General features: G+C 45.8%; 16 protein-coding genes. 5 read left to right on the top strand and 11 right to left on the bottom strand.

The genetic code is table 11. The features are described from left to right. Positions 1 to 67: 67 nt before the first annotated feature. Positions 68 to 1006: a 3'-5' exoribonuclease YhaM family protein gene (locus NQ536_RS01360; RefSeq protein WP_004851950.1), complete on the bottom strand. Its 939-nt coding sequence runs from the start codon at positions 1004 to 1006 to the stop codon at positions 68 to 70. A 134-nt stretch (positions 1007 to 1140) separates the two neighbouring features. Further along, the gene (locus tag NQ536_RS01355; protein WP_004851953.1) at positions 1141 to 1578 is read right to left on the bottom strand and encodes a hypothetical protein; all 438 of its coding nucleotides are present in this window, start codon (positions 1576 to 1578) and stop codon (positions 1141 to 1143) included. 278 nt (positions 1579 to 1856) lie between these two features. Between NQ536_RS01355 and NQ536_RS01350 the strand changes: the two genes are divergently transcribed. The 3 genes from NQ536_RS01350 to NQ536_RS01340 are packed head-to-tail and all read left to right on the top strand — an operon-like array spanning position 1857 to position 6687. Beyond that, complete coding sequence (locus NQ536_RS01350; RefSeq protein ID WP_004851957.1) at positions 1857 to 4322, top strand: endonuclease MutS2; 2466 nt, start codon at positions 1857 to 1859, stop codon at positions 4320 to 4322. Positions 4323 to 4378: 56 nt separating this feature from the next. Then, entirely contained in the window at positions 4379 to 5116 is a 738-nt protein-coding gene (locus NQ536_RS01345; protein ID WP_004851959.1) for a response regulator transcription factor, read from the top strand. Then, complete coding sequence (locus NQ536_RS01340) at positions 5116 to 6687, top strand: sensor histidine kinase (RefSeq protein WP_227909671.1); 1572 nt, start codon at positions 5116 to 5118, stop codon at positions 6685 to 6687. The genes NQ536_RS01345 and NQ536_RS01340 overlap by 1 nt, the downstream gene beginning before the upstream one ends. A 251-nt stretch (positions 6688 to 6938) precedes the next feature. Here NQ536_RS01340 and NQ536_RS01335 read toward each other — a convergent pair whose 3' ends face one another. The 6 genes from NQ536_RS01335 to NQ536_RS01310 all read right to left on the bottom strand — a co-directional run bounded on the left by NQ536_RS01335 (position 6939) and on the right by NQ536_RS01310 (position 13623). Further along, positions 6939 to 8006 (bottom strand): WYL domain-containing protein, encoded by a 1068-nt coding sequence (locus tag NQ536_RS01335; protein WP_004851962.1) that lies wholly within the window; start codon positions 8004 to 8006, stop codon positions 6939 to 6941. A 156-nt stretch (positions 8007 to 8162) separates the two neighbouring features. Then, on the bottom strand, positions 8163 to 8663 hold the full coding sequence (locus NQ536_RS01330) for a tRNA (cytidine(34)-2'-O)-methyltransferase (protein ID WP_004851964.1): 501 nt from the start codon (positions 8661 to 8663) through the stop codon (positions 8163 to 8165). A 155-nt stretch (positions 8664 to 8818) separates the two neighbouring features. Continuing rightward, positions 8819 to 9853, bottom strand: coding sequence for an AIR synthase family protein (locus tag NQ536_RS01325; protein WP_004851966.1), 1035 nt, complete (start codon positions 9851 to 9853; stop codon positions 8819 to 8821). A gap of 224 nt (positions 9854 to 10077) precedes the next feature. Then, entirely contained in the window at positions 10078 to 11382 is a 1305-nt protein-coding gene (locus NQ536_RS01320) for an ATP-binding protein (RefSeq protein WP_004851970.1), read from the bottom strand. Positions 11383 to 11455: 73 nt separating this feature from the next. Continuing rightward, complete coding sequence (locus tag NQ536_RS01315; RefSeq protein ID WP_004851971.1) at positions 11456 to 12871, bottom strand: AI-2E family transporter; 1416 nt, start codon at positions 12869 to 12871, stop codon at positions 11456 to 11458. Between the two features lie 92 nt (positions 12872 to 12963). Then, the gene (locus NQ536_RS01310; protein ID WP_022059281.1) at positions 12964 to 13623 is read right to left on the bottom strand and encodes a 3'-5' exonuclease; all 660 of its coding nucleotides are present in this window, start codon (positions 13621 to 13623) and stop codon (positions 12964 to 12966) included. A 211-nt stretch (positions 13624 to 13834) separates the two neighbouring features. Between NQ536_RS01310 and NQ536_RS01305 the strand changes: the two genes are divergently transcribed. Beyond that, positions 13835 to 14443 (top strand): HAD family hydrolase, encoded by a 609-nt coding sequence (locus NQ536_RS01305; RefSeq protein ID WP_004851977.1) that lies wholly within the window; start codon positions 13835 to 13837, stop codon positions 14441 to 14443. After that, positions 14440 to 16602: an LTA synthase family protein gene (locus NQ536_RS01300; protein WP_004851978.1), complete on the top strand. Its 2163-nt coding sequence runs from the start codon at positions 14440 to 14442 to the stop codon at positions 16600 to 16602. Before NQ536_RS01305 ends, NQ536_RS01300 begins: the two co-directional genes overlap by 4 nt. Here the strand turns inward: NQ536_RS01300 and NQ536_RS01295 are convergent. From NQ536_RS01295 to hydF, 3 genes are all read right to left on the bottom strand, one after another. Next, complete coding sequence (locus tag NQ536_RS01295) at positions 16550 to 18001, bottom strand: MATE family efflux transporter (RefSeq protein WP_155803867.1); 1452 nt, start codon at positions 17999 to 18001, stop codon at positions 16550 to 16552. The two genes, NQ536_RS01300 and NQ536_RS01295, sit on opposite strands and share 53 nt — an antisense overlap. Next, the gene (locus tag NQ536_RS01290; RefSeq protein WP_004851983.1) at positions 17955 to 18869 is read right to left on the bottom strand and encodes a patatin-like phospholipase family protein; all 915 of its coding nucleotides are present in this window, start codon (positions 18867 to 18869) and stop codon (positions 17955 to 17957) included. The genes NQ536_RS01295 and NQ536_RS01290 overlap by 47 nt, the downstream gene beginning before the upstream one ends. Positions 18870 to 18935: 66 nt before the next feature. Beyond that, a complete protein-coding gene (gene hydF, locus NQ536_RS01285; protein WP_044998117.1) occupies positions 18936 to 20276 on the bottom strand; it encodes a [FeFe] hydrogenase H-cluster maturation GTPase HydF in 1341 nt (446 codons plus the stop codon). Between the last annotated feature and the right edge of the window lie 26 nt (positions 20277 to 20302).

The following is a 20302-nucleotide window of genomic DNA, read 5'->3' as shown; positions in this document are numbered from 1 at the left end:
ACGCTCCTTGTGACACAGGGACGCTCCTTGTGACACAGGGACGCTCCTCGTGACAAAAGGAACGTCCCTATGACGTCTTTCGGATGTTGGACTGGAGAGCTCTGTTGAAGCCCAGCCAGCCATTGTTGTCCTTTGCCGCATCCAGCTCCTGAATAAATGTCTGGATCTTGGCGTCTGTGTTGTCCGCCATGGACAGTGCCAGTGCCTCGATGAGTGCCGGCTTCTTTGGTGAGCCGTACTCAAGCTCTCCGTGGTGAGCCAGTATGCAGTGCTCCAGCTCATTTGCCGCCTTTGCAGGGAAATTGTCTATGGTATTGATCTTATCGCGGATCATCATCGTTCCCATGACAATGTGTCCCAGAAGCTGACCTGCGTCTGTGTAGTCGTTCTCAGGGAACTTGGAGATCTCGTAGACCTTGCCAATGTCGTGGAGAAGTGCCGCTGTGATCAGCAGATCCCTGTTGAGCACCGGATAATATGTGGTGTAGTAGTCACACATCTTGGCAACTGCCAGTGAGTGCTCAAGTAAGCCTCCTATGTATCCGTGATGTATCGACTTTGCAGCCGAATGATTCTTGAATTCCTTGACAAATGCAGGATCTTCGGCGAAGAATTTCTTCAGAAGCACCTTGTAGTAATCCTTGTCGAGTGACTCTACGAGTGCCATCAGGTCCTTGTACATCTGCTCTATATCCTTCTTGGTACATGGCATATAATCAGCCTCAACGTACTCTCCCTCGTCTGCGATCCTGATCTTCTTGATGTTGAGCTGAAGCTCATTGTTAAATGATGTCACCTGACCATCCACCTTGATGAAATTCTTTGCCTCAAAGTGCCCTATAGCATTGCTCAGCTCCCAGACTTTTCCGGCTATGCTTCCGGTCTTATCCACAAGCTCCAGGTTGTAATATGTCTTTCCTGATTTTGTAGTTCCTGTCTGCTTGTTCTTGCAGAGATAGACATTCGATATCATGTCGCCTTCGTTGAAATCTGTTATAAATACCATTTTTCTTTCCTCTTTCTATGTTTAATTATTATTGTATGCTTTAATTTTAATCATATATAAGAATACAATAGGCGGTTGTGAAAATCCAGTATTTACTGAACATTTCCACAACCGCCTGTATTGTATCTCTTATTCTACATATTGTCGTACTCATTAAGCTTGTCCGAAGCCGCCTTGCCTTTCTTACGTGACTCCTCCCTGTCAAGCTTTCTCACACCGAACAGCCCCTTGATGACAAATGCTATTCCAACGCACAGTGTGCCAAGTATGAGTGTAAGCTCAAGTCCTGACATATATCTCAGTGAAACATTAAGTGAGATTACGATGCATACAAAGAATGCAATGCAAAGTCCTGTAAACACAAGACCTGTTCCCATGTTCGGCTTAACCAGAAGTGCGATAAATGCGATGACCAGCAGAATTATAAATATTCCACTGACATTCACCCCACCGCCTATACGGAACAAGGAACTGAGAAGTCCCCAATCAGACACGACGACATTCTTAAGGAACATCACGCCTCCTGCTATCATCAATACGATTCCCAATAAAAACTGTAACAACTCTTTCATCCGCTTTTTCTCCTCTTCCTTTTGTAAATATATTGTTTGTAATATATTGCCTCGTCACCCTTTAACCTATCTTTTCCATAATATCAGCTTTGGTTTCCTCCCGCAACCATTCGCTTTGATTAACCAGGGAAAAATGTATGTTTTTCTACACCTGCAATGTGTTGACGCTCTATAATTATAAGGGGTATAATCAATTATGTATGTGTAGAATTAGAAACTTTATGTATACTTAATTGCGCTTTTACAGCACTTATCAAAATAAAAAGGAAACACTGAAAATGAATCTGCGAACATTAAGAGTTATAGAATACAACAAGATAGTCGAGATGCTGACAACATTTGCCTCATCACCCATGGCGAAGAGGAAATGCCAGCGTATAAAGCCCCGCAAGGACCTCGCCATGATCGAGACGCTCCAGCAGGAGACAAGAGATGCATTAAGGCGTCTGAACACTCAGGGTAATCTGTCATTTGCAGGCCTCAAGGATATCGGAGCCTCGCTCAAGCGGCTTGAGGTTGAGGGCATCCTTACCACTGCTGAGCTGCTTGACGTTGCCAGCATGCTGGATCTCGCACTCACCGCCAAGAAATACGGCGAGAACGAAGGCACAAGCATGACAGATACGAGAAGACGCAGCAAGGAGCAGATCGAGGAGGAGAAAGCCTCCAACAAGATGCTTGGTCTTAGCATGAACCCGGATGGCACTACATGTCCTGACAGTCTGCGCACGAGATTTCTGGAACTCATGCCATTAGAGCATCTGTCCAGAGAGATCCACAGATGCATAATTTCTGAGAATGAATTTGCCGATGACGCTTCATCAGGTCTCAAGGCCGTGCGAAGGAACAAGCGCCTGACAAATGAAAAGCTGCACAACCAGCTTGCAAAGCTTGTCAGCGATACCAGCAAGCAGACCATGTTCCAGGACAACCTGGTAACCATGAGAAATGGCAGATACTGTATCCCGGTCAAAGCCGAGTACAAGAACCATTTTCCTGGTATGATACACGACCAGTCGTCAACCGGAGCAACAGTGTTCATCGAGCCTATGGCGATCGTAAACCTGAACAACGAACTGAAGGAGCTGGACAATCAGGAGCTTGCCGAGATCGAGAAGATACTTGAATCTCTGTCAGCACAGACCGCAGCGGAGATCGAATACATAAAATACGACTTCGACACTCTGGCGGAACTGGACTTTATATTCGCAAGGGCATCATTTGCAAGAAGCTACAAGGGAACCGAACCGATATTCAACACAGACGGAATCGTCGATATCAGGCAGGGAAGGCACCCACTGCTCGAGAAGCACACGGTTGTTCCTGTGGACATCAAACTGGGTGAGGACTACAATCTTTTGATCGTGACCGGTCCTAACACAGGTGGCAAGACGGTATCTCTCAAGACTCTGGGACTCTTCTCCCTCATGGGACAGTCCGGACTCCACATTCCGGCACTTGACGGTTCAAGGCTGAATGTATTTGACGACGTGTTTGCCGATATCGGAGATGAGCAGAGTATAGAGCAGAATCTGTCCACATTCTCATCCCACATGAGCAACATCGTGTACATACTGGATCACGTCACGCCTGGCAGTCTGGTACTCTTTGATGAGCTGGGCGGCGGCACCGATCCTATAGAGGGCGCGGCTCTTGCCATCGCCATCCTGTCACATCTGAACGACATGGGTGTCAGATGTATGGCGACCACACACTACAGTGAGCTCAAGACATTTGCCATGAGCACACCGGGTGTCGAGAATGCTAGCTGCGAATTTGACGTGGCTACACTCCAGCCGACATATAAACTGATGATCGGTATTCCGGGAAAGTCAAATGCTTTCGCCATCGCCAAGAAGCTTGGGATCGACGAGAGCATCATCGAGAGCGCAAAGGCAAACATCGACAGCGATACTGTTGACTTTGAGACCCTGATCGCGGATCTCGAGAGAAGCAAGAGGGAGATTGAGCAGGACAAAGCCGACATTGCAAGACTCAAGGAAGACGCAAAGCAGCTTCAGGAACGTGCACAGATGAAGGATTCAGAGCTCTCCGACAAGAAAGCCGAGATTCTGGCAAAGGCGCGCCAGGAGGCATCCGAGATCATAGAGGAGGCGAAGGCTGAAGCCGATGCCGCAATCAGGAAATACAACAAATGGACTACAAACCCGGCGAAAGCCGACGCCAAAGCTATGGAGGCAGAGAGGCAGAAGCTCCGTGCGAAGATCAACGACCTCGGCAAGATGAACGAGGAGAAGCGCAAGACAGTGAAGTCCGATCACAAAGCATCTGACTTCAAGGTCGGCGATACCGTACATGTTATCAGCATGGATTCCGAGGGAACCATCACCGCTCTGGCGGACTCCAAGGGCAAACTCAAGGTTCAGATGGGTATAATCAGCGCATCTCTTCCACCGACAGATCTCCTGCTTGTTGAGCACGAGAAGAAGAAACCGCAGAAAGCCACAGTCACAGGTGGCAAGAGCATGGCGAGGATGATGAATATCAAGCCTGAGATAAATGTGCTTGGAATGACGGTCGATGAGGCCACATCACTTGTGGACAGATTCCTTGATGATGCACTTATGGCGCATCTGCACAGAGTCACCATCATACACGGCAAGGGCACCGGTGCTCTTCGAAAGGGAATACATCAGTTCCTGAAATCACAGCCACATGTCAAATCCTTCAGACTTGGCGAGTTCGGAGAGGGCGACGCAGGAGTTACCATAGTGGAACTCTAGAACAGTGGTTATTGTAAGTGATCGTTGTAAATTATTTTAGCGGGAGGTTTACACATATGAGCAAAAATAATATTCTCATCGTTGACGATGATGAGAACATCGCAGAGCTCATCTCACTCTACCTCAACAAAGAGTGTTATGAGACCGAGATAGCCGCAAGCGGCACGGAAGCTCTGCAGTTATTTGAAGAATATTCACCTGATCTGGTTCTCCTAGATGTCATGCTTCCGGGTATGGACGGATATCAGGTATGCACTGAGATCAGAAAGACATCCAACACACCTATCATCATGCTCTCAGCCAAGGGAGAGGTATTTGACAAGGTGCTGGGACTTAAGATTGGCGCTGACGATTATATTGTTAAGCCATTTGACTCAAATGAGCTTGTCGCCAGGGTCGGCGCACTTCTCAGAAGATCGGCAATGACCGAGAGTACACAGAAGCAGACACAGAATTCTACCTATGATGTCACAAGTGCAGACCACGTGGGAACATTTGTTGAGTATGACGGATTGGTGGTCAATATATCCAATTACACCGTGACCTTCGAGGGACACAATCTCGAGATGCCGCCAAAGGAACTGGAGATACTCTATTTTCTTTCAAGCAGACCAAATCAGGTGTTTACGAGGGAGCAGCTTCTAGACAAGCTGTGGGGGTATGAATATGTCGGAGATACCAGAACCGTCGATGTACATATCAAGAGACTTCGCGAGAAATTAAATAACAATCACAACTGGAGCATTGCCACCGTATGGGGCATTGGCTACAAGTTCGAATGGAGAGCGTCATAATGAAGAAAACTGCATTTGATAAAATCGTTGTAGGATTTGTCATTCTGGTCGTACTGATATTTTCGTTGCTCATGATATACAGCATAGCAATCGCACAGAAATCCGTACTTTCGGAGCGCAAAGCCACCATGAAAAACGAAATCTCGCTGCTTGTCGACAGCTCCATCACAGAATACCAAAACGGAACCATAGACAATAAAACTTTATACAGTGATCTTCAGCATACTGCCACTACACTAGACATGGAAATATGGCTCACCGATGATAAGAGCAATATAGTATTTAAATCTCAAGCTTCCGAGTCAGAGAAATCAGGCTCTTCTGATTCATCAGGCAGTTCTTCCACTGGCAGCAAATCAGATTCGCTAAAAAACTACGTTGACAGTGATGACCTAAAATCCGCATTCTGTTATGAGAATACACTTAACGGCTATTTCCCTAGTGAAACACTCATCATTGGACAGCCTCTTTACTCATGGAATAATTATGTTGGAACTATCATACTGGCATCACCTATGACGTTCAAGCAGGATATCCAGACTCGAATGCTTTCCACGACATTTGTGCCATTTCTGAGTCTCATGCTGATCGCCATGATAGCATTGATGCTCATGTCCAACAGCCTATTAAAACCTATACGTGAGATCATCAAGACCTCAAAGTCATATGCGCAGGGAAATTTCAATGCCCGTGTAAATGTGACAGCCAACAACGAATTTGGGGAACTTGCCAGATACATGGAGGAGATGGCTGACGAGCTCAGCCGCTCAAACGAATACCGAAAGTCATTTATATCCAATATATCCCATGATTTCCGTTCTCCTTTGACGTCCATAAAGGGATACATCGAAGCCATGCTGGATGGAACCATTCCGCTCGAGCGGCACGAAAAATATCTAGGAATAGTGCTTAATGAAGCGCAGCGACTTACCAAGCTGACACAAGGACTTCTGGAGCTGAACAACTTCGACTCGTTCGACCTGCAGCTTGACAAATCAAACTTTGATATAAGAGATATAATAACACCTACCGTGAATACATTTGAAAAGAGATGTCAGGACAGAGGAATATTTCTTGAAAGCGTATTTTTGACCGACAACACCATTGTGTACGCAGACAGAACCAAGATACAGCAGGTTATATATAATCTTGTTGACAACGCTATAAAGTTCACACCTGAGGGACGACAGATCAGAGTGCAGGTGACCGAGAAAGACAACAAGATATTTATAAGTGTCAAGGACGAGGGAATTGGAATTCCAAAGGATGCCCAGAAGAAGGTATTCGAAAGGTTCTATAAGACAGACCCAAGCCGAGGCAAGGACAAAACCGGAACTGGACTTGGACTGGCCATAACCAAAGAGATCATCAAAGCCCACGGTGAGCAGATCACCTTAACATCCGAGGAAGGCAAGGGAAGCGAGTTTATCTTCTCTCTTCCGAAAGAGAAGGATATGCTGGTTCCTATCAAACCGGTTCACATTGAATCACGCAATGAGGGATACTCCGAAGCAGATACTTCCTCTCCAAGCATTAAGAGTAACGGCAAGTTCAGGATCAAGGACTCATAAACTCTAAGAAAAACCAAAACCCGGATATTACACCAGAGCGAAGCTCTGTTGTAGTACCCGGGTTTTTTTTAATTCACCTTACATCTCTCTCCATTTATCCACAGCGGCTTTCACCTCCCTGTGTGTTTCTAATATATATTCCGATCAAAATCTTCGATTTCTTGCAGTAAAAGTGATTTTTGGTGAAAAGTTTCTCAAAAAATATATATCACAAAAAAGCTGTCAGTTTTATTATACTGACAGCTGTCTTGTTAATCATTATATCTATTATTCATTTCCTTTACAGCCTCACCAATCTGGGTTCGAAGCTCCGTAGGATATATAACCTCCACCGATGTTCCGTACTGCATCGCCCAGTGTGACATGGCCTGACGGCTGCACACAAGTCTTACATACGTCACGGCATCCGTGGTTTCACGAAATCCTTCATACTGTCTGGCAATACTCTCATCCACCACATCAAAGTTGCTTCCAAACCAGTCCACTATATCTGATATAGCTGACTTCTTCACCCGGAGTATTATCGTAACCGGTTCGTCGGCAAACATATATATATGTTCTGCCATATGCTTCGGCAGATTGAGGCCATGCTCCATGCCCTTGACTTTATCACGTTTTTTAGCCGGCTTGTTGATTATCTTAACCTGTGTCATTTTGTCCACACGATAATTCGATAGAGTGTCATACTTATCATAGTTGCATACGAGATAATACTTTCCATCATTTGCGACCATCTGATACGGATTGACTATATACGGTTCCTCACGTCGCGGATGGAGCTTCTTGTCCTCCCAATAGTTGTTATACACAAATGATATCTGTTTCTTTTCTGAAATAGCGTCATCTATCAAGCCGACATTGTACAGTGTCTGCTGATTGCTTGTATGCTCCAGACCTGGCAGACTGCTGACATGTGTCATCTTATTTGTGAAATATATATTCGAAAGTCCTGCTATCTTCTTAATGAGCTCACTGGCCTGTCCGGCAGGAATAGTCTTTGAGAACAGAATACTGTCTATCATCATTCTTAGTTCAGAATCATCAAATTCATGATTGTAGTACCAGTTTGATGTAATGATCTCCTTTGTTCCGTCCTTTTTGATACGCTCTGTCTTTGTACATTCTATCTCATATCCATAGTCGAACAGACAGTCAAGATTTGCCTTTATGGATTTTCTGTCAACTGTGATATCATAATCTTCAGTCAGCTTCCTCATGATATCCTTCTGATCCATCGTGTGATCACAATCCGTATATTTCTTCAATATGTCCAGAATACAGATGTTGAGCATTTTCTTTCCACTGGTAGGATATGCCATGTTTCTTCCCCCTTTGTATTATTTTGATGCGTGCAATGTGACATGTCTGGCTTGCACCAGACATGACGCAACAGCCTACTCCCCCGCAAGCGGATCCCCCTCTATTGCATGTCAAGCGGTAGCACGCTGATGCGTGCAATATCATAAAGCTTCGCTTTATGACAAGTCCCAATTTAGGCGGTGTAGGTTGCCTGCTTCTTCAAGACCTGGGAAGTCGTTCTGTCTGAGTGCCTCGTAGAGCACTATTGCCACAGAGTTGCCAAGGTTTAATGAACGGATGTCCGGGAACATGGGGATTCTGATTGCTGTATCCTTATAGTCAACCAGTATCTCCTCTGGTATACCGGCACTCTCCTTGCCAAACATTATGTATGCATCATCCTCAAACCTTACGTCTGTATACTTCTTTCTAGCCTTGGTCGTCGCCATGTATATCTTTGCTCCGGGATTCTTTGCAAGAAAATCCTCGAAGTTCACATATGTTGTCACATCCAGCTTGTCCCAATAGTCAAGCCCAGCACGTTTTAGCTGCTTCTCATTTATCTGAAAACCCAGAGGTTCTATGAGATGCAGTCTTGCACCTGCTGCCACACATGTTCTTCCAATGTTTCCTGTATTTGCCGGTATCTCCGGCTCATGTAATACAATATTTAACATAACTACTCCTCCTATACTCAAATACGAGTTATCAACGGAATCACCTATATGTGATCTATATAGATTTCACACTGATACGCGCAATCAATATAGTACGATCATCCATGGCAGTCAGCAGTTACTCCATGCAAATCGTACGTAGCTTCTACTCAAATTTATAGATATCTTGGTGGGGTAAGGAACCTCCTCTCCTCGTCATGAACCACTACTCTGTCGCTGTTTTCCGTAAGGTGACCTATGACTGATGCTTCATATCCTGCCTCATAGAGCTTATCAGCCAGATGTTCTCCATCCGGAACCACAAAAAGTGCCGCGCCGCAGCCGTCTATCATATATGGATTATCCCCTGTGTGCTCACATATCTCTATCGTCTCCTGCAGTATCGGTATGTCATCATGGCACACCTCAAGCCCACACTTCAGCGCATCCCCCATCTCCCAGAGAGCAGCAAATACGCCGCCCCTCGATATATCATGGGCATACACACTGCCATGCTCCAGTGCTATATCCACCTGTCTGCCTAGCAGTATCAATTCTTCCATTCTCTCTACAGGTCTCAGATAGCTCTCTGAATACCTCTCGAAAAGCTCTTTCTGATTATCATAATAGAGTTGTAAGGTGCCACCCACACCTGTCTGCCCACACATAACTATATCCATACCAACTGGTCGTTTTAGTCTGCACAGGTCTGCATCATCACTATGTCCTGACTGTTTTCCCATCATAGTCACACTTATGATCGGCTCAAACACAGCGGTATTCACCTCGGTATGTCCTGTGATGATGTCCACCCCACATTCTGCACATATGCCCGCAAGCTTTCCGAGCAATTTCTTCATTCGTCGTTCATCATCATCTGGCATAACGATGGTATCCGTTGCCACCCACGGCATATAGCCACCGATCCTTACACTGTTGTAAAGACGGGCTATATCAAGCCTCAGTCCCATATATCCGCTGTCGATACACACTCCAGTGGCAACATTCACGCTTTTGCTTTTTGCCGCACCCGCATTTTTGCAATCTGCATCTCCTGTCTTACCTGTATTTTCTCCGCCATCCCCATCACGCAACAAGAGCCGGGCATAGTCTTCTCCTATTCCGGCTCTCGTTACGTCATCATGGACAGTATGTGGCAAACTCTTAAGTATTGATCGCACCGTCTGATGCTCACCAAACTTTCCTCTCATATATACTCTCCATTTCGACCTGTTATTCTAAATTAGAATGCTGAAACTAAAAGTGTAACTACCATTGCGATACACAGAATCACAACTATGATCCTCGATACCAGTGTCTTACCCTTTTTGCTGCTGAGATCTATCATTTTCCCACACTCCTTATCATCGTAAATGCAACTTCAAAATTATCTTAATAATAGCAAAATATAAACCGTAGTTCAACAGCAATTATTTTACAGCCCCTGTCCCTTGAGGTAGTTGATAAACTGCTGTGCAGTACGTCCGCTTATTCCGCCATGGGCAAGCTCCCACTTGTTGGCCTCTGCGCAGAGTTCCTTCTCATCCATGGTGATATGCTCCTTCTCAGCAAGTCCCTTGACGATCTCAAAATACTCCTTCTGTGACGGTGCGCTGTAGCTGATCGTGACTCCAAATCTGTTGACAAGTGACAGTTTCTCCTGAATAGTATCACTTCTGTGAATACCATTGTTATTCTCCATATCATTCCTGTCGTTCCATGTCTCCTTGATGAGATGACGGCGGTTCGATGTGGCATAGATGAGTACATTGTCAGGTCTGATCTCAAGTCCGCCCTCGATGACAGCCTTGAGATACTTGTACTCGATCTCAAACTCTTCAAATGAAAGGTCATCCATGTATATGATAAATCTGTAATTTCTGTTCTTGATAAGTGAGATAACCTGTGACAGATCCTGGAACTGGTGCTTATATATCTCGATCATACGAAGACCCCTGTCATAGTACTCATTGATTATCGCCTTGATAGTTGTGGACTTTCCTGTTCCGCTGTCTCCAAAGAGAAGTGCATTGTTCGCCTTGCGTCCCTCCACAAATGCCTCTGTGTTGTCCACGATCTTTTTCTTCTGTATCTCATAGCCGATGAGATCATCCAGCATTACATCCTCTGTGTTGTTGATAGGCACAAACTCAAGATCTCCGTGCTCACGGGTGATTCTGAACGCCTTGTTAAGTCCGAACATTCCAACGCCATATGCTTTATAGAACTCCGTCACGATATCGAATATCTGATCCTCGTTCTCAGCCTCCTCTATCGCATTGCTGACAGCCTGAACCTTCTCGCTGACATTCTTGTTGTACATTCTCTCCTTCTTACCTATGGACTTATAGTTGTTGATAGTTGAGAAACAATCTATTCCAAGTGCGCTCTCTATCTCGGAGAAATCAAAATCAAACAGTTTCTTGAATATCTTAAAGTCGTTCTTTGCAAAATAGTTGACTGTTCCGTCATTTGCCCCAACCTTCTCGCTGGTTATACTGAATGAGTTTTCATTTGTGATAAGTATAAATGCGAGGTAGTTATGCCACAGATTCTTATCAAATCCATAGCTGGTTGCAAGATCCAGGAGTCTCTTAATCTGGTTGTATATGCGGGCACACAGCTCCGCGTTCTCGCACCTCTTAAGATCAAAGTCCTCAAATATTCCAGACAGCTTCATTAGTATGCTGTCCTCTCCAAGATCTCTGTATAAAACAAGTTTCGCTATGTCTCTGTACATTTGTATATCCTTCTTTCTAAACGGCTCTGAATTCGGATCACCACCTGCGGCACATCACGCACTCCCGCCGATATTATTTTCTCTTTCTGTTATTTCTGCTGTTGCTCTTATCGTTATTTATATTGTTTTGTCTATTGGCATTTCTGTCGATATTACAGTTAGAATTTTTATTGGTATTGTCCTTGGTGCAGCCATCTCCGGCTGTACTGCCAGACATCTGAGCCTTATCCGCGCCGGTCTGCTTATCACTCTCATTTTTATGCTTTGATCTAGCTTTCACCTCCGAGGCGCATTCCTCGTCCAGCCTGCCATTCCACCGTCCCTCCGGTATATTGCACGCCAGATTGTACTTCTTCCACGATATACCCTTTTCCCTGAGGTTCTTTACCACATACTCCTCAGACATTGCGTAGAGCACCGAGAAAAGAGGCACAAATATAAGCATTCCGAGGATGCCCATCAAGTCGCCACCCAACATGACTGCCACAAGCACCCATATGGATGGAAGTCCCACAGAGCCGCCAACCACGTGAGGATATATAAAGTTGCCCTCTATCTGCTGCAGCACGATAAATATGATAAGGAATATTATGGCCTGTTTCGGATTCTCCACAAGTATCATGATCGCGCCCGCAAAGCATCCCACAAAAGCACCGATCACCGGTATCAGCGCAAATACCGCGATTATTATGCTCACCGTAAGTGCATACGGAATCCTGAATATGGTCATGGTGATAAAGAACATCAAGCCAAGAATACATGCTTCAAGGCACTGTCCCGATATGAATTTGGAAAAAGTTCTGTCAGCCAGCACACAAGTCTGTATAAATCTGTCAGCTTTGTCCTCCTTGAACACTGCATATAGGATTCCCTTGACCTGTTTCTCCAGAGTCTCCTTCTGTGCCAATATATAACAGGCAAAGAAAATACCCACGAGGACATCCACAAATCCACCTACCACACTGCTGGCAATGGAGAACGTGGAAGACAACACACTGCTGCCGCCGTTCTTCACAATACCGACCACATTGGATATAACTGAATCCCAGTTGATATCGATACTCTTTATCTTGTCTACTATCTCCGGCTGATCCTTCATAAGCTTGATCGCCTTCCTCTGGATGTCATCCATAGCATCTGGCAGCTTATCTGCAAATGCAGTTATGGTCTTGGACATCTCCGGTATGATCATTGTTATTGCAAATGTAAATACCGCTATGATGCACAGAAACGACAATATCAGACAGGCCGGACGCTTAAATCTGTACAGGCGGCTATTCTCATTTTTGAAAAGAACCTTCTCAAGCCCCTTCATCGGAACATTCACCACAAATGCTATGGCAAACCCTATCACAAACGGCATAAGGATATTTACCAGCCAGCTGAAAAGGCTGGATACCTTATCAAAGTTGAACAACACATATGCAAACAATACAACACCGCACAAAATGAGCAGTATCCTTATCGTATCTTTCTTATTCCAATTCATTATATTACCTCTGTCTCTCCTAATAAATCATACAATGCTTCTCTCTTGACTTCGACACATACAGCCATTGTCCACTCAGTTCAGATCCATGATTAGTCCCCCGGATCATCCAAATGAATATTGCCAAATGTATCCGACAATGAATATGTCAGCTTTTTCTTTGGCTTATACACATCAATGACCGGAGCCATTATCCTGAAGAAATTCTCCTCATCCTTCGACAGCTTGAATACCTCAGCCGTGTTTCTGGCATCCCACAGCGCATCATGCTCTGCACCCTGAAAGTTCTCTCCCAGATAAAATACAGCATCCGACAGTGATATCCTTCTGGATGTGCCTATCATCCTGGCATATTCCTTCTGGAAGTCCTGCCATTTTGCAAATACCCTCTCAAGTTCCGGATGAGTGTACTGTTTCAGTCTGGTCTCACCTCGCAGCTGTCTCAGGTCGTTCTCGCTCCACGCATAGATAACATCCGCATCTGCACACCACTCTATAAATCTGCCCACAGCATCCTCGTATGATGGGGCAGTCTCGAGCATCTCATCTGTTATTCCCGTGAGTTTTATTATACGCGATGCCATGTTTCCATATGCCGGTTTGACATAACTCTTAAACGAATCTATCTCGTTATATTCATCATCCAGTTTTACCGCACCGATCTCAATTATCTCACTCTTGCAAATCTTCTTTTCCTGTTTGTGTTCTGAATCTATAAGATTCATCTCAAAATCCACAAAAACGTATCTCATACATAATCCCCATTCATCAGGCATTCTGAACGTATCATCATTATGTGATATACATACATTCATTATAACAATTTACACCAAAAACAAAAAACTGTAAATAAACTTATTTCTGATTTATTTTAGTATATATTTTTGATCGGATATGGGTTAGAATTTTAGTGGCTAAACGACTCACTGACACATATTTTATCAAGCAGAAAGGATTAGACAAATGAAAAACATCATATTTGATATAGGCATGGTTCTCGTTGATTTCCACTGGAGAACAACAATGCAGAAACTTGGAATACCCGAAAACGTTATAGATACTCTGGATCGCAACATGGTAAATCATCCACTATGGAACCATTTTGATCTCGATGACATCCCAGAATCAGAGCTCATACAAAAATTCAAGGAACTGAGCCCGGAATGCAGTGAATATATAGATCTGTTCATGAACAATCTGGATGACGTGGTCGACATGTTCCCGGATGCGGACAAATGGCTCAAATCACTGAAAAACAGAGGATATCACGTATACCTGCTGTCCAACTATCCGAGAAGACTGTTCGCACTTCACACTCCGCGATTCCACTTTCTTCCTTATACAGACGGAAGAGTCGTGTCATACGAGTGCCACATAACCAAACCAGACGAGAGAATTTACCAGCGTCTGTGCAGCAAATACAACCTCATCCCGGAGGAATGTATATTTCTCGATGACAGACAGGCAAATCTTGATGCAGCATCAAAGCTTGGTTTCAACACTCTCCTTGTCACTGACCCTATAGCTGTCAGAACAAAACTCGAGAGCATCCTTGAGAAGGAGAATATATGAGTCGAAACGAACCAACAGATAACACGCGAAGTAGCGATAAAACACTCCACAGCAAAAGTACTGTAAAACGTAGGAATTCTCTCTGGCGCCCGGTATTCTTTTCCGCTGCTTTTATATACATGGAGCTGCTGTTTCACATAGCCATTTACCATGGTATAGACAGCAATATAATGCATCCGCTGACATTTGCCATTGCATGCGGTCTCACTCTATCCGCGCTGACATCATTTTGGCACAGAATTGCAAATGCCATCACAGCGTATACCATATGGGGAATTTTCACCGTCTACTATATAGCCCAGTTTGTGTACTATAAGATCTTCAGGACTTTCCTTAGTCTGGTCTCCATCGGAGGTGCCCACGATGCCATGAATTTTAAGTCTGTCCTGTTCGCCACTCTGAGGGCCAACTGGTACGTGATACTGCTCTTCCTGCTCCCACTTATCTGTCTCGTATTGCTAAACAAATTAAAGTTTACTTTTGACAGAGGCCGTATCGGCGAGAGCAACGGTGTACTTAAAGGCGTCATTGTACAGACCGCATCATCCGCAGTCATGTGGATCGCATCCATATGTCTTCTGGCAGTGCACGGAACCGGAGCATACACTCCTTACTCCCTTTTCCACGGCCGCTACGTGCTTGAGCTGTCTATGAACAAACTGGGAGTCATCATGACCACCGGCAGGGACTGCACAGTTATAATAACCAAGAGCAACTCTGACAAGACATTTGAGCTTGCAGAATCTGCTCTGGACATACAGGGCAGGTCAAACAGTATGTCATCACTATCAAGCGATAAAGAAAACCAGAACAGCAAGTCATCAGGCAACGAGTCTTCGAACAGTGCATCCGGCTCAAACAGCACCGAATCGTCAGAGCCTCAGTATGTGCCTCAAATAGATGAGAATATCAACTTCACCCAGCTCTATAACTCCACCGATGACGATGAGTTAAAGAGCATAACAGCATATTTCTCAGGAGTGCAGCCGACCTACACAGACGAATACACCGGCATGTTCAAGGACTACAATGTGGTATTTGTCACGGCTGAAAGCCTCAGCACCTACGGAATATCCAAGGAGGCAACCCCTACCCTGTACAAGATATACCATGAAGGATTTGAATTTACCAACTTTTATAATCCACTCTGGTATCACAGCACAATAGACGGGGAATTTGCCAACTGTCTCAGTCAGTACCCGGCCTCCTCCAAATGGAGCTTCGAGGAATCTGCAGACACATATCAGCCTTATGCTCTGGGCAATATTTTGAACAGTCAGGGATACAAGAGCTACGGCTATCACGACTTTGACGCCACATATTACGACAGAACCAGCACCCATCCGAATATGGGATACACCACCTTCAAGGCCATCGGGGCGGGACTGGACATCCCGGATCACGTCATGTACTCAGATCTGGAATGTATCGAGGCTGTATACAATGATTTCATAGCTGACGACCATTTCAATATGTACCTCATGAGTTTTTCAGGACATTTGCCATACAACTATGACAATCAGTACATATGTCAGAAGAATCGTGAGGAAGCCGAATCACTTCTCTCCGGCAAGGGTTACTCTGACGAAGCTGTCGCCTATGTCGCAGCCCAGATGGAGCTTGACAAGGCACTGGAATACCTCATGGACAAGCTTGAGAAGGCAGGAAAACTCGACAACACCCTGTTCGTAGTCGCACCTGATCACTACCCTTATGGGCTGAGTGACGGCGTGTACAATGAGCTTGCCGGCAAGGACATAGAGGACGACGACTTTGAACTGCACAGAAACCAATTCGGAATATGGTGTTCATCCATGGGAAAGCCTGTTGTCGTAGATAAGCTCTGCGCCAGCATAGATATCCTTCCAACCGTCCTGAACCTTCTCGGAGCAGACTTCGATTCAAGACTGCTTGCCGGGCGCAACATACTTTCAAGCTCAGATGAACTTGTGATATTCGCCGACCAAAGCTTTATAACCGACAAGATAAAATATGACGCCTCAACGGGAGAGACCATATATCTGGTACCGGAATCGCAAGTACCGGATGACTATCTAGACTCCATGATAGCCGAGGTCGAAAACAGACTGTACATATCGGATGAAGTCATCGGCACTGACTATTTTTCATTTGTGTACGGAAGGTCCTCTGACAGATAAACCAGAACACCAAGGCCGTGATGCCGGACAACATATCCGCGGCAGCCTGAACTACAGCCACACCATGTTCGCCATACCAGACTGGCAGCAGCCATATGAGGGGGATAAAGAAAACCCCCTGTCTCAGGGCGGATATAAGTGTGGCCTTTCCATATGCTCCCAGAGCCTGATAGTACATTCCCATCACAAGACATACCGCCGAAAACGGCATAGATACAGCATGCGCCCTCAGGGAAAAAGCCGCAAGACCGGCATCTTCCATAAATACTCCGCACAGCCTGTCTGCCCACAGATATGACATTCCTCCCACCATCACCATGAACACCACCGAAGTCGCCATGGTGAAATTCAGAGATCTTTTGACTCTTCTGTACGTCTTAGCTCCATACGCAAACCCGCACACAGGTGCAAATCCCTGCCCATATCCCACAAGAACGGCAAATACGACCGCAAAAATCTTATTTGCCACCGTTATATTGGCAAGTGCCGTGTCCCCATACCGCCGGCAGCTCCGGCTCAGCAAAACAGCCGCAACGCACATAAGTCCTTGTCTCAGGAAAGAAGGCATACCGATCCTGATGACCTGCACTACACCCTTGAATTTCCACAGATAACCTATGTGCAGCCTGACCATGCTGAATCTGGCCCTGACGCATGCATACATGATAACCAGACTCACTGCCTGCCCAGCAAATGTGGCGATCCCTGCAGCTCCTATCCCAAATCCCAGCACCTTTATAAGAACATAATCCAGTACAGCATTTGTCACGCCTCCGGCAACTATTCCCATGAGTGCAAGGTACGGCTGCCCCTCCGCTCTCAGAGCATTGTTGAGCACATATGCTCCGCACATCACCGGCGCGCCCATCATAATATATATTCCATACTGCTCCGCCAATTCCTGACTCGTGTCCGTTGCTCCAAGCAGACTTACAATTTCTGATCTGAATATGCCAAATATCACAGCCAAGACTACCCCTGACACCACACCACCCGCAAGCGCCGTCGCCAGAGTCTGCTCTGCCGCCCTTTTATTCTGCTGCCCGAGGAGCCTTGCGATCTCACTGCCCGCACCCATCCCCCAGGTATAGCCTACAGCCTGGATAAGTGCCATGACTGAGAACATGAGCCCCACCGCCGCAACAGCAGACTCGCCGAGATCCGCCACAAAATAAGTGGCTACGATATTGTACGTGGTCGCCACGAGCATAGTGATGACCGTTGACACCGAGAGCGATAAAATAAGAGAAGGCACCGGAGTCTCAGCCATTTTGCTCTGATTCTCCTGTGCCTTCTTTTGTGTATATACGCTATCCGGGATCTCCATCCCAGAGAGTATAAGTGTGTTATATTTATCGTTCTTCCTCTGTGACAGCTGTCTGTTTCTCTGCCTGTCCATGTGCATCTTCCCTGCTTTCCCTGAGAAATTCTTTCACCTGTTGTAATTTCTCTTTTGCATCATACACACCCAGCTCATACATAGCCTCAATCATCTCCGGTTTCTTCTCAAGTCTTGATATCTCTATAGTCTGACTCGGTCTGATTATCAGAGTGTCTCCCTGCTTTTCAAGCTCCTCCAGCTTATCAAGAGTCTTATTATAGTACAAATGCCTCATATGGCACCTTCTGACAAATTCCGGATATTCCCTGTATCTCCCTGCTTCCAGCCTGAGCATCCTGTCCGGACCTTTTCTGTAACCCTTAGGTCTTGTGAGGATCACTATATTTCTTCTATAGCCCATTCTTCTGAACGCAAATATCGGGATGCTGTCCGACACTCCGCCGTCAAGCAGCTTCATCCCATCGACCTCTACCGTATTAGATATAAGTGGCAGCGATGCCGATGCCCTGACCTTATTCACATCCGCGGGGTTACGCATATCTGTGCACTCGAGATACTCGGCCTCGCCTGTCTCAAGATTGGAACAGCCGACATAGAATCTGGTTGGATTTGCCACAAATGCGTCATAATCCAGAGGATCCAATCTCTCTGGGATATCATGGTAGCAGAACTGCTCGTCACATATATCTCCCGTTGTTATGAGCGAATACATACTCATGTAATGCTTGTTATTCCTGTACTTCATATTGTATCTCATATTTCGGCCTCTCTGTCTTGTCACATAGGAGAGTCCATGTATCGCCCCGGCAGACACACCGATCACACCATCCACCTCTATATCATTATCCATAAAAACGTCCAGAACACCTGCGGTATATATACCTCTCTGTCCTCCGCCCTCAAGTACCAATCCTGTCTTCGCCATATGATCTCCATTCTTCCGCCGCCCGGCGGTATTAACATCAACTGAACTGCCCTTTTGTTTTCTGCATCAATTATCGTATATGCCGTTAAATACCCTGAGACTCCGCTCCAGGATACCATTCATATGCGCTATAGCCGTTCCATAATTTGTCATAGGAACTCCCTGCTGCTGCGCCATTTGCTGCCTGTTCTTCATCTCTCTCTCATTTAGCATGCACCCTCCGCAGTGGATGATCAGGTCATATCCTGTCAGATCATCCGGGAACTCCGTTCCACTGACAAATGTAAACTCAGGCTCAAGCCCCGTGTAGTTTCTTATCCATCCCGGAAGCTTGACCGTTCCTATGTCATCACATTGTCTATGATGGGTGCAGCCCTCGGCTATCAAGACTCTCGGAATATTTCTTTTTGTGTCTACAGCTTCTTTCCCTGTCACACTGCCGACAGACTCGCTCTTTGATGACTCGCTCTCAGACCGATCATTCTCCGTAGCCCCGATCTTTGCCATAATTTCTATGCCACCTTCATCTCTCAGCTCATCCAGAACATGTGCCCCCAAAACCGCCATTTGAAGCTGGCCCTTAAACCTCGCCATAAGTATTGAAAATGACGTCATATAGATGTCTTCAGGCACTATCTTCATCACCTTTCCAAATGCCTGGGAATCCGTTATGACCATCGATACCTGACTGCCAAATCTCTCCAACGTGTCAGCAAGCTCCATGTCACGGCACACAACTGATATCGCTCCTGCCTCAAGTACATCCCTTATAACCTGCTGCTGCGGAAGGATAAGTCTTCCCTTTGGAGCCGCGGAATCTATCGGTATAACAAGCACGACCACATCACCAGGGCTAAGCAGATCTCCCACAAGCATTTTTGTCATGGTATCCGTTGTAGTCAGCTTTCCTATCAGTTCCTTAAGCTCATGTATTCCATATCCCTTTTCCGCACTAACCCAAATTGAGCTGCCCGTCTCGTCGGTCAAGCCACATTTTGCCATCAGCTCTTGTGAAGCATCGCTCTTATTGTATGCAATTATATGATTTATATTCTTCTCATGGAACAGATCGAGAAGTTCTCTGTCCGCCTGCGGCATATCCGCGGTTGCATCCACCACAAGCACCGCCACATCAACCTTTGACAGCACCTGTCTGGTCTTTGCCACCCTGAGTTCTCCAAGACTTCCGGCATCGTCTATTCCTGGCGTGTCCACTATGACTACCGGTCCAAGGGGCAGAAGCTCCATTGACTTATACACTGGATCCGTGGTCGTTCCAGCCACATCGGACACCACCGCCAGACTCTGTCCCGTGACCGCATTCACAAGGCTTGATTTGCCCGCATTCCTGCAGCCGAAGAATCCTATATGCACTCTGTTCGCCGATGGCGTATCGTTAAGTCCCATTTCCGAGCCTCCTGTTTTCTGGTTTG

Source organism: Coprococcus eutactus (assembly GCF_025149915.1).
In the GTDB taxonomy this organism is placed as follows: Bacteria; Bacillota; Clostridia; order Lachnospirales; family Lachnospiraceae; genus Coprococcus; species Coprococcus eutactus.
This window is presented reverse-complemented; position numbering and strand designations above follow the sequence as displayed.

Bases quoted from the DNA above. Each gene is read 5' to 3' on its own strand.
- NQ536_RS01360 (WP_004851950.1), bottom strand. From the start codon at position 1,006: ATGGTATTTATAACAGATTTCAACGAAGGCGACATGATATCGAATGTC.
- NQ536_RS01355 (WP_004851953.1), bottom strand. From the start codon at position 1,578: ATGAAAGAGTTGTTACAGTTTTTATTGGGAATCGTATTGATGATAGCA.
- NQ536_RS01350 (WP_004851957.1), top strand. From the start codon at position 1,857: ATGAATCTGCGAACATTAAGAGTTATAGAATACAACAAGATAGTCGAG.
- NQ536_RS01345 (WP_004851959.1), top strand. From the start codon at position 4,379: ATGAGCAAAAATAATATTCTCATCGTTGACGATGATGAGAACATCGCA.
- NQ536_RS01340 (WP_227909671.1), top strand. From the start codon at position 5,116: ATGAAGAAAACTGCATTTGATAAAATCGTTGTAGGATTTGTCATTCTG.
- NQ536_RS01335 (WP_004851962.1), bottom strand. From the start codon at position 8,006: ATGGCATATCCTACCAGTGGAAAGAAAATGCTCAACATCTGTATTCTG.
- NQ536_RS01330 (WP_004851964.1), bottom strand. From the start codon at position 8,663: ATGTTAAATATTGTATTACATGAGCCGGAGATACCGGCAAATACAGGA.
- NQ536_RS01325 (WP_004851966.1), bottom strand. From the start codon at position 9,853: ATGAGAGGAAAGTTTGGTGAGCATCAGACGGTGCGATCAATACTTAAG.
- NQ536_RS01320 (WP_004851970.1), bottom strand. From the start codon at position 11,382: ATGTACAGAGACATAGCGAAACTTGTTTTATACAGAGATCTTGGAGAG.
- NQ536_RS01315 (WP_004851971.1), bottom strand. From the start codon at position 12,871: ATGAATTGGAATAAGAAAGATACGATAAGGATACTGCTCATTTTGTGC.
- NQ536_RS01310 (WP_022059281.1), bottom strand. From the start codon at position 13,623: ATGAGATACGTTTTTGTGGATTTTGAGATGAATCTTATAGATTCAGAA.
- NQ536_RS01305 (WP_004851977.1), top strand. From the start codon at position 13,835: ATGAAAAACATCATATTTGATATAGGCATGGTTCTCGTTGATTTCCAC.
- NQ536_RS01300 (WP_004851978.1), top strand. From the start codon at position 14,440: ATGAGTCGAAACGAACCAACAGATAACACGCGAAGTAGCGATAAAACA.
- NQ536_RS01295 (WP_155803867.1), bottom strand. From the start codon at position 18,001: ATGGACAGGCAGAGAAACAGACAGCTGTCACAGAGGAAGAACGATAAA.
- NQ536_RS01290 (WP_004851983.1), bottom strand. From the start codon at position 18,869: ATGGCGAAGACAGGATTGGTACTTGAGGGCGGAGGACAGAGAGGTATA.
- hydF (WP_044998117.1), bottom strand. From the start codon at position 20,276: ATGGGACTTAACGATACGCCATCGGCGAACAGAGTGCATATAGGATTC.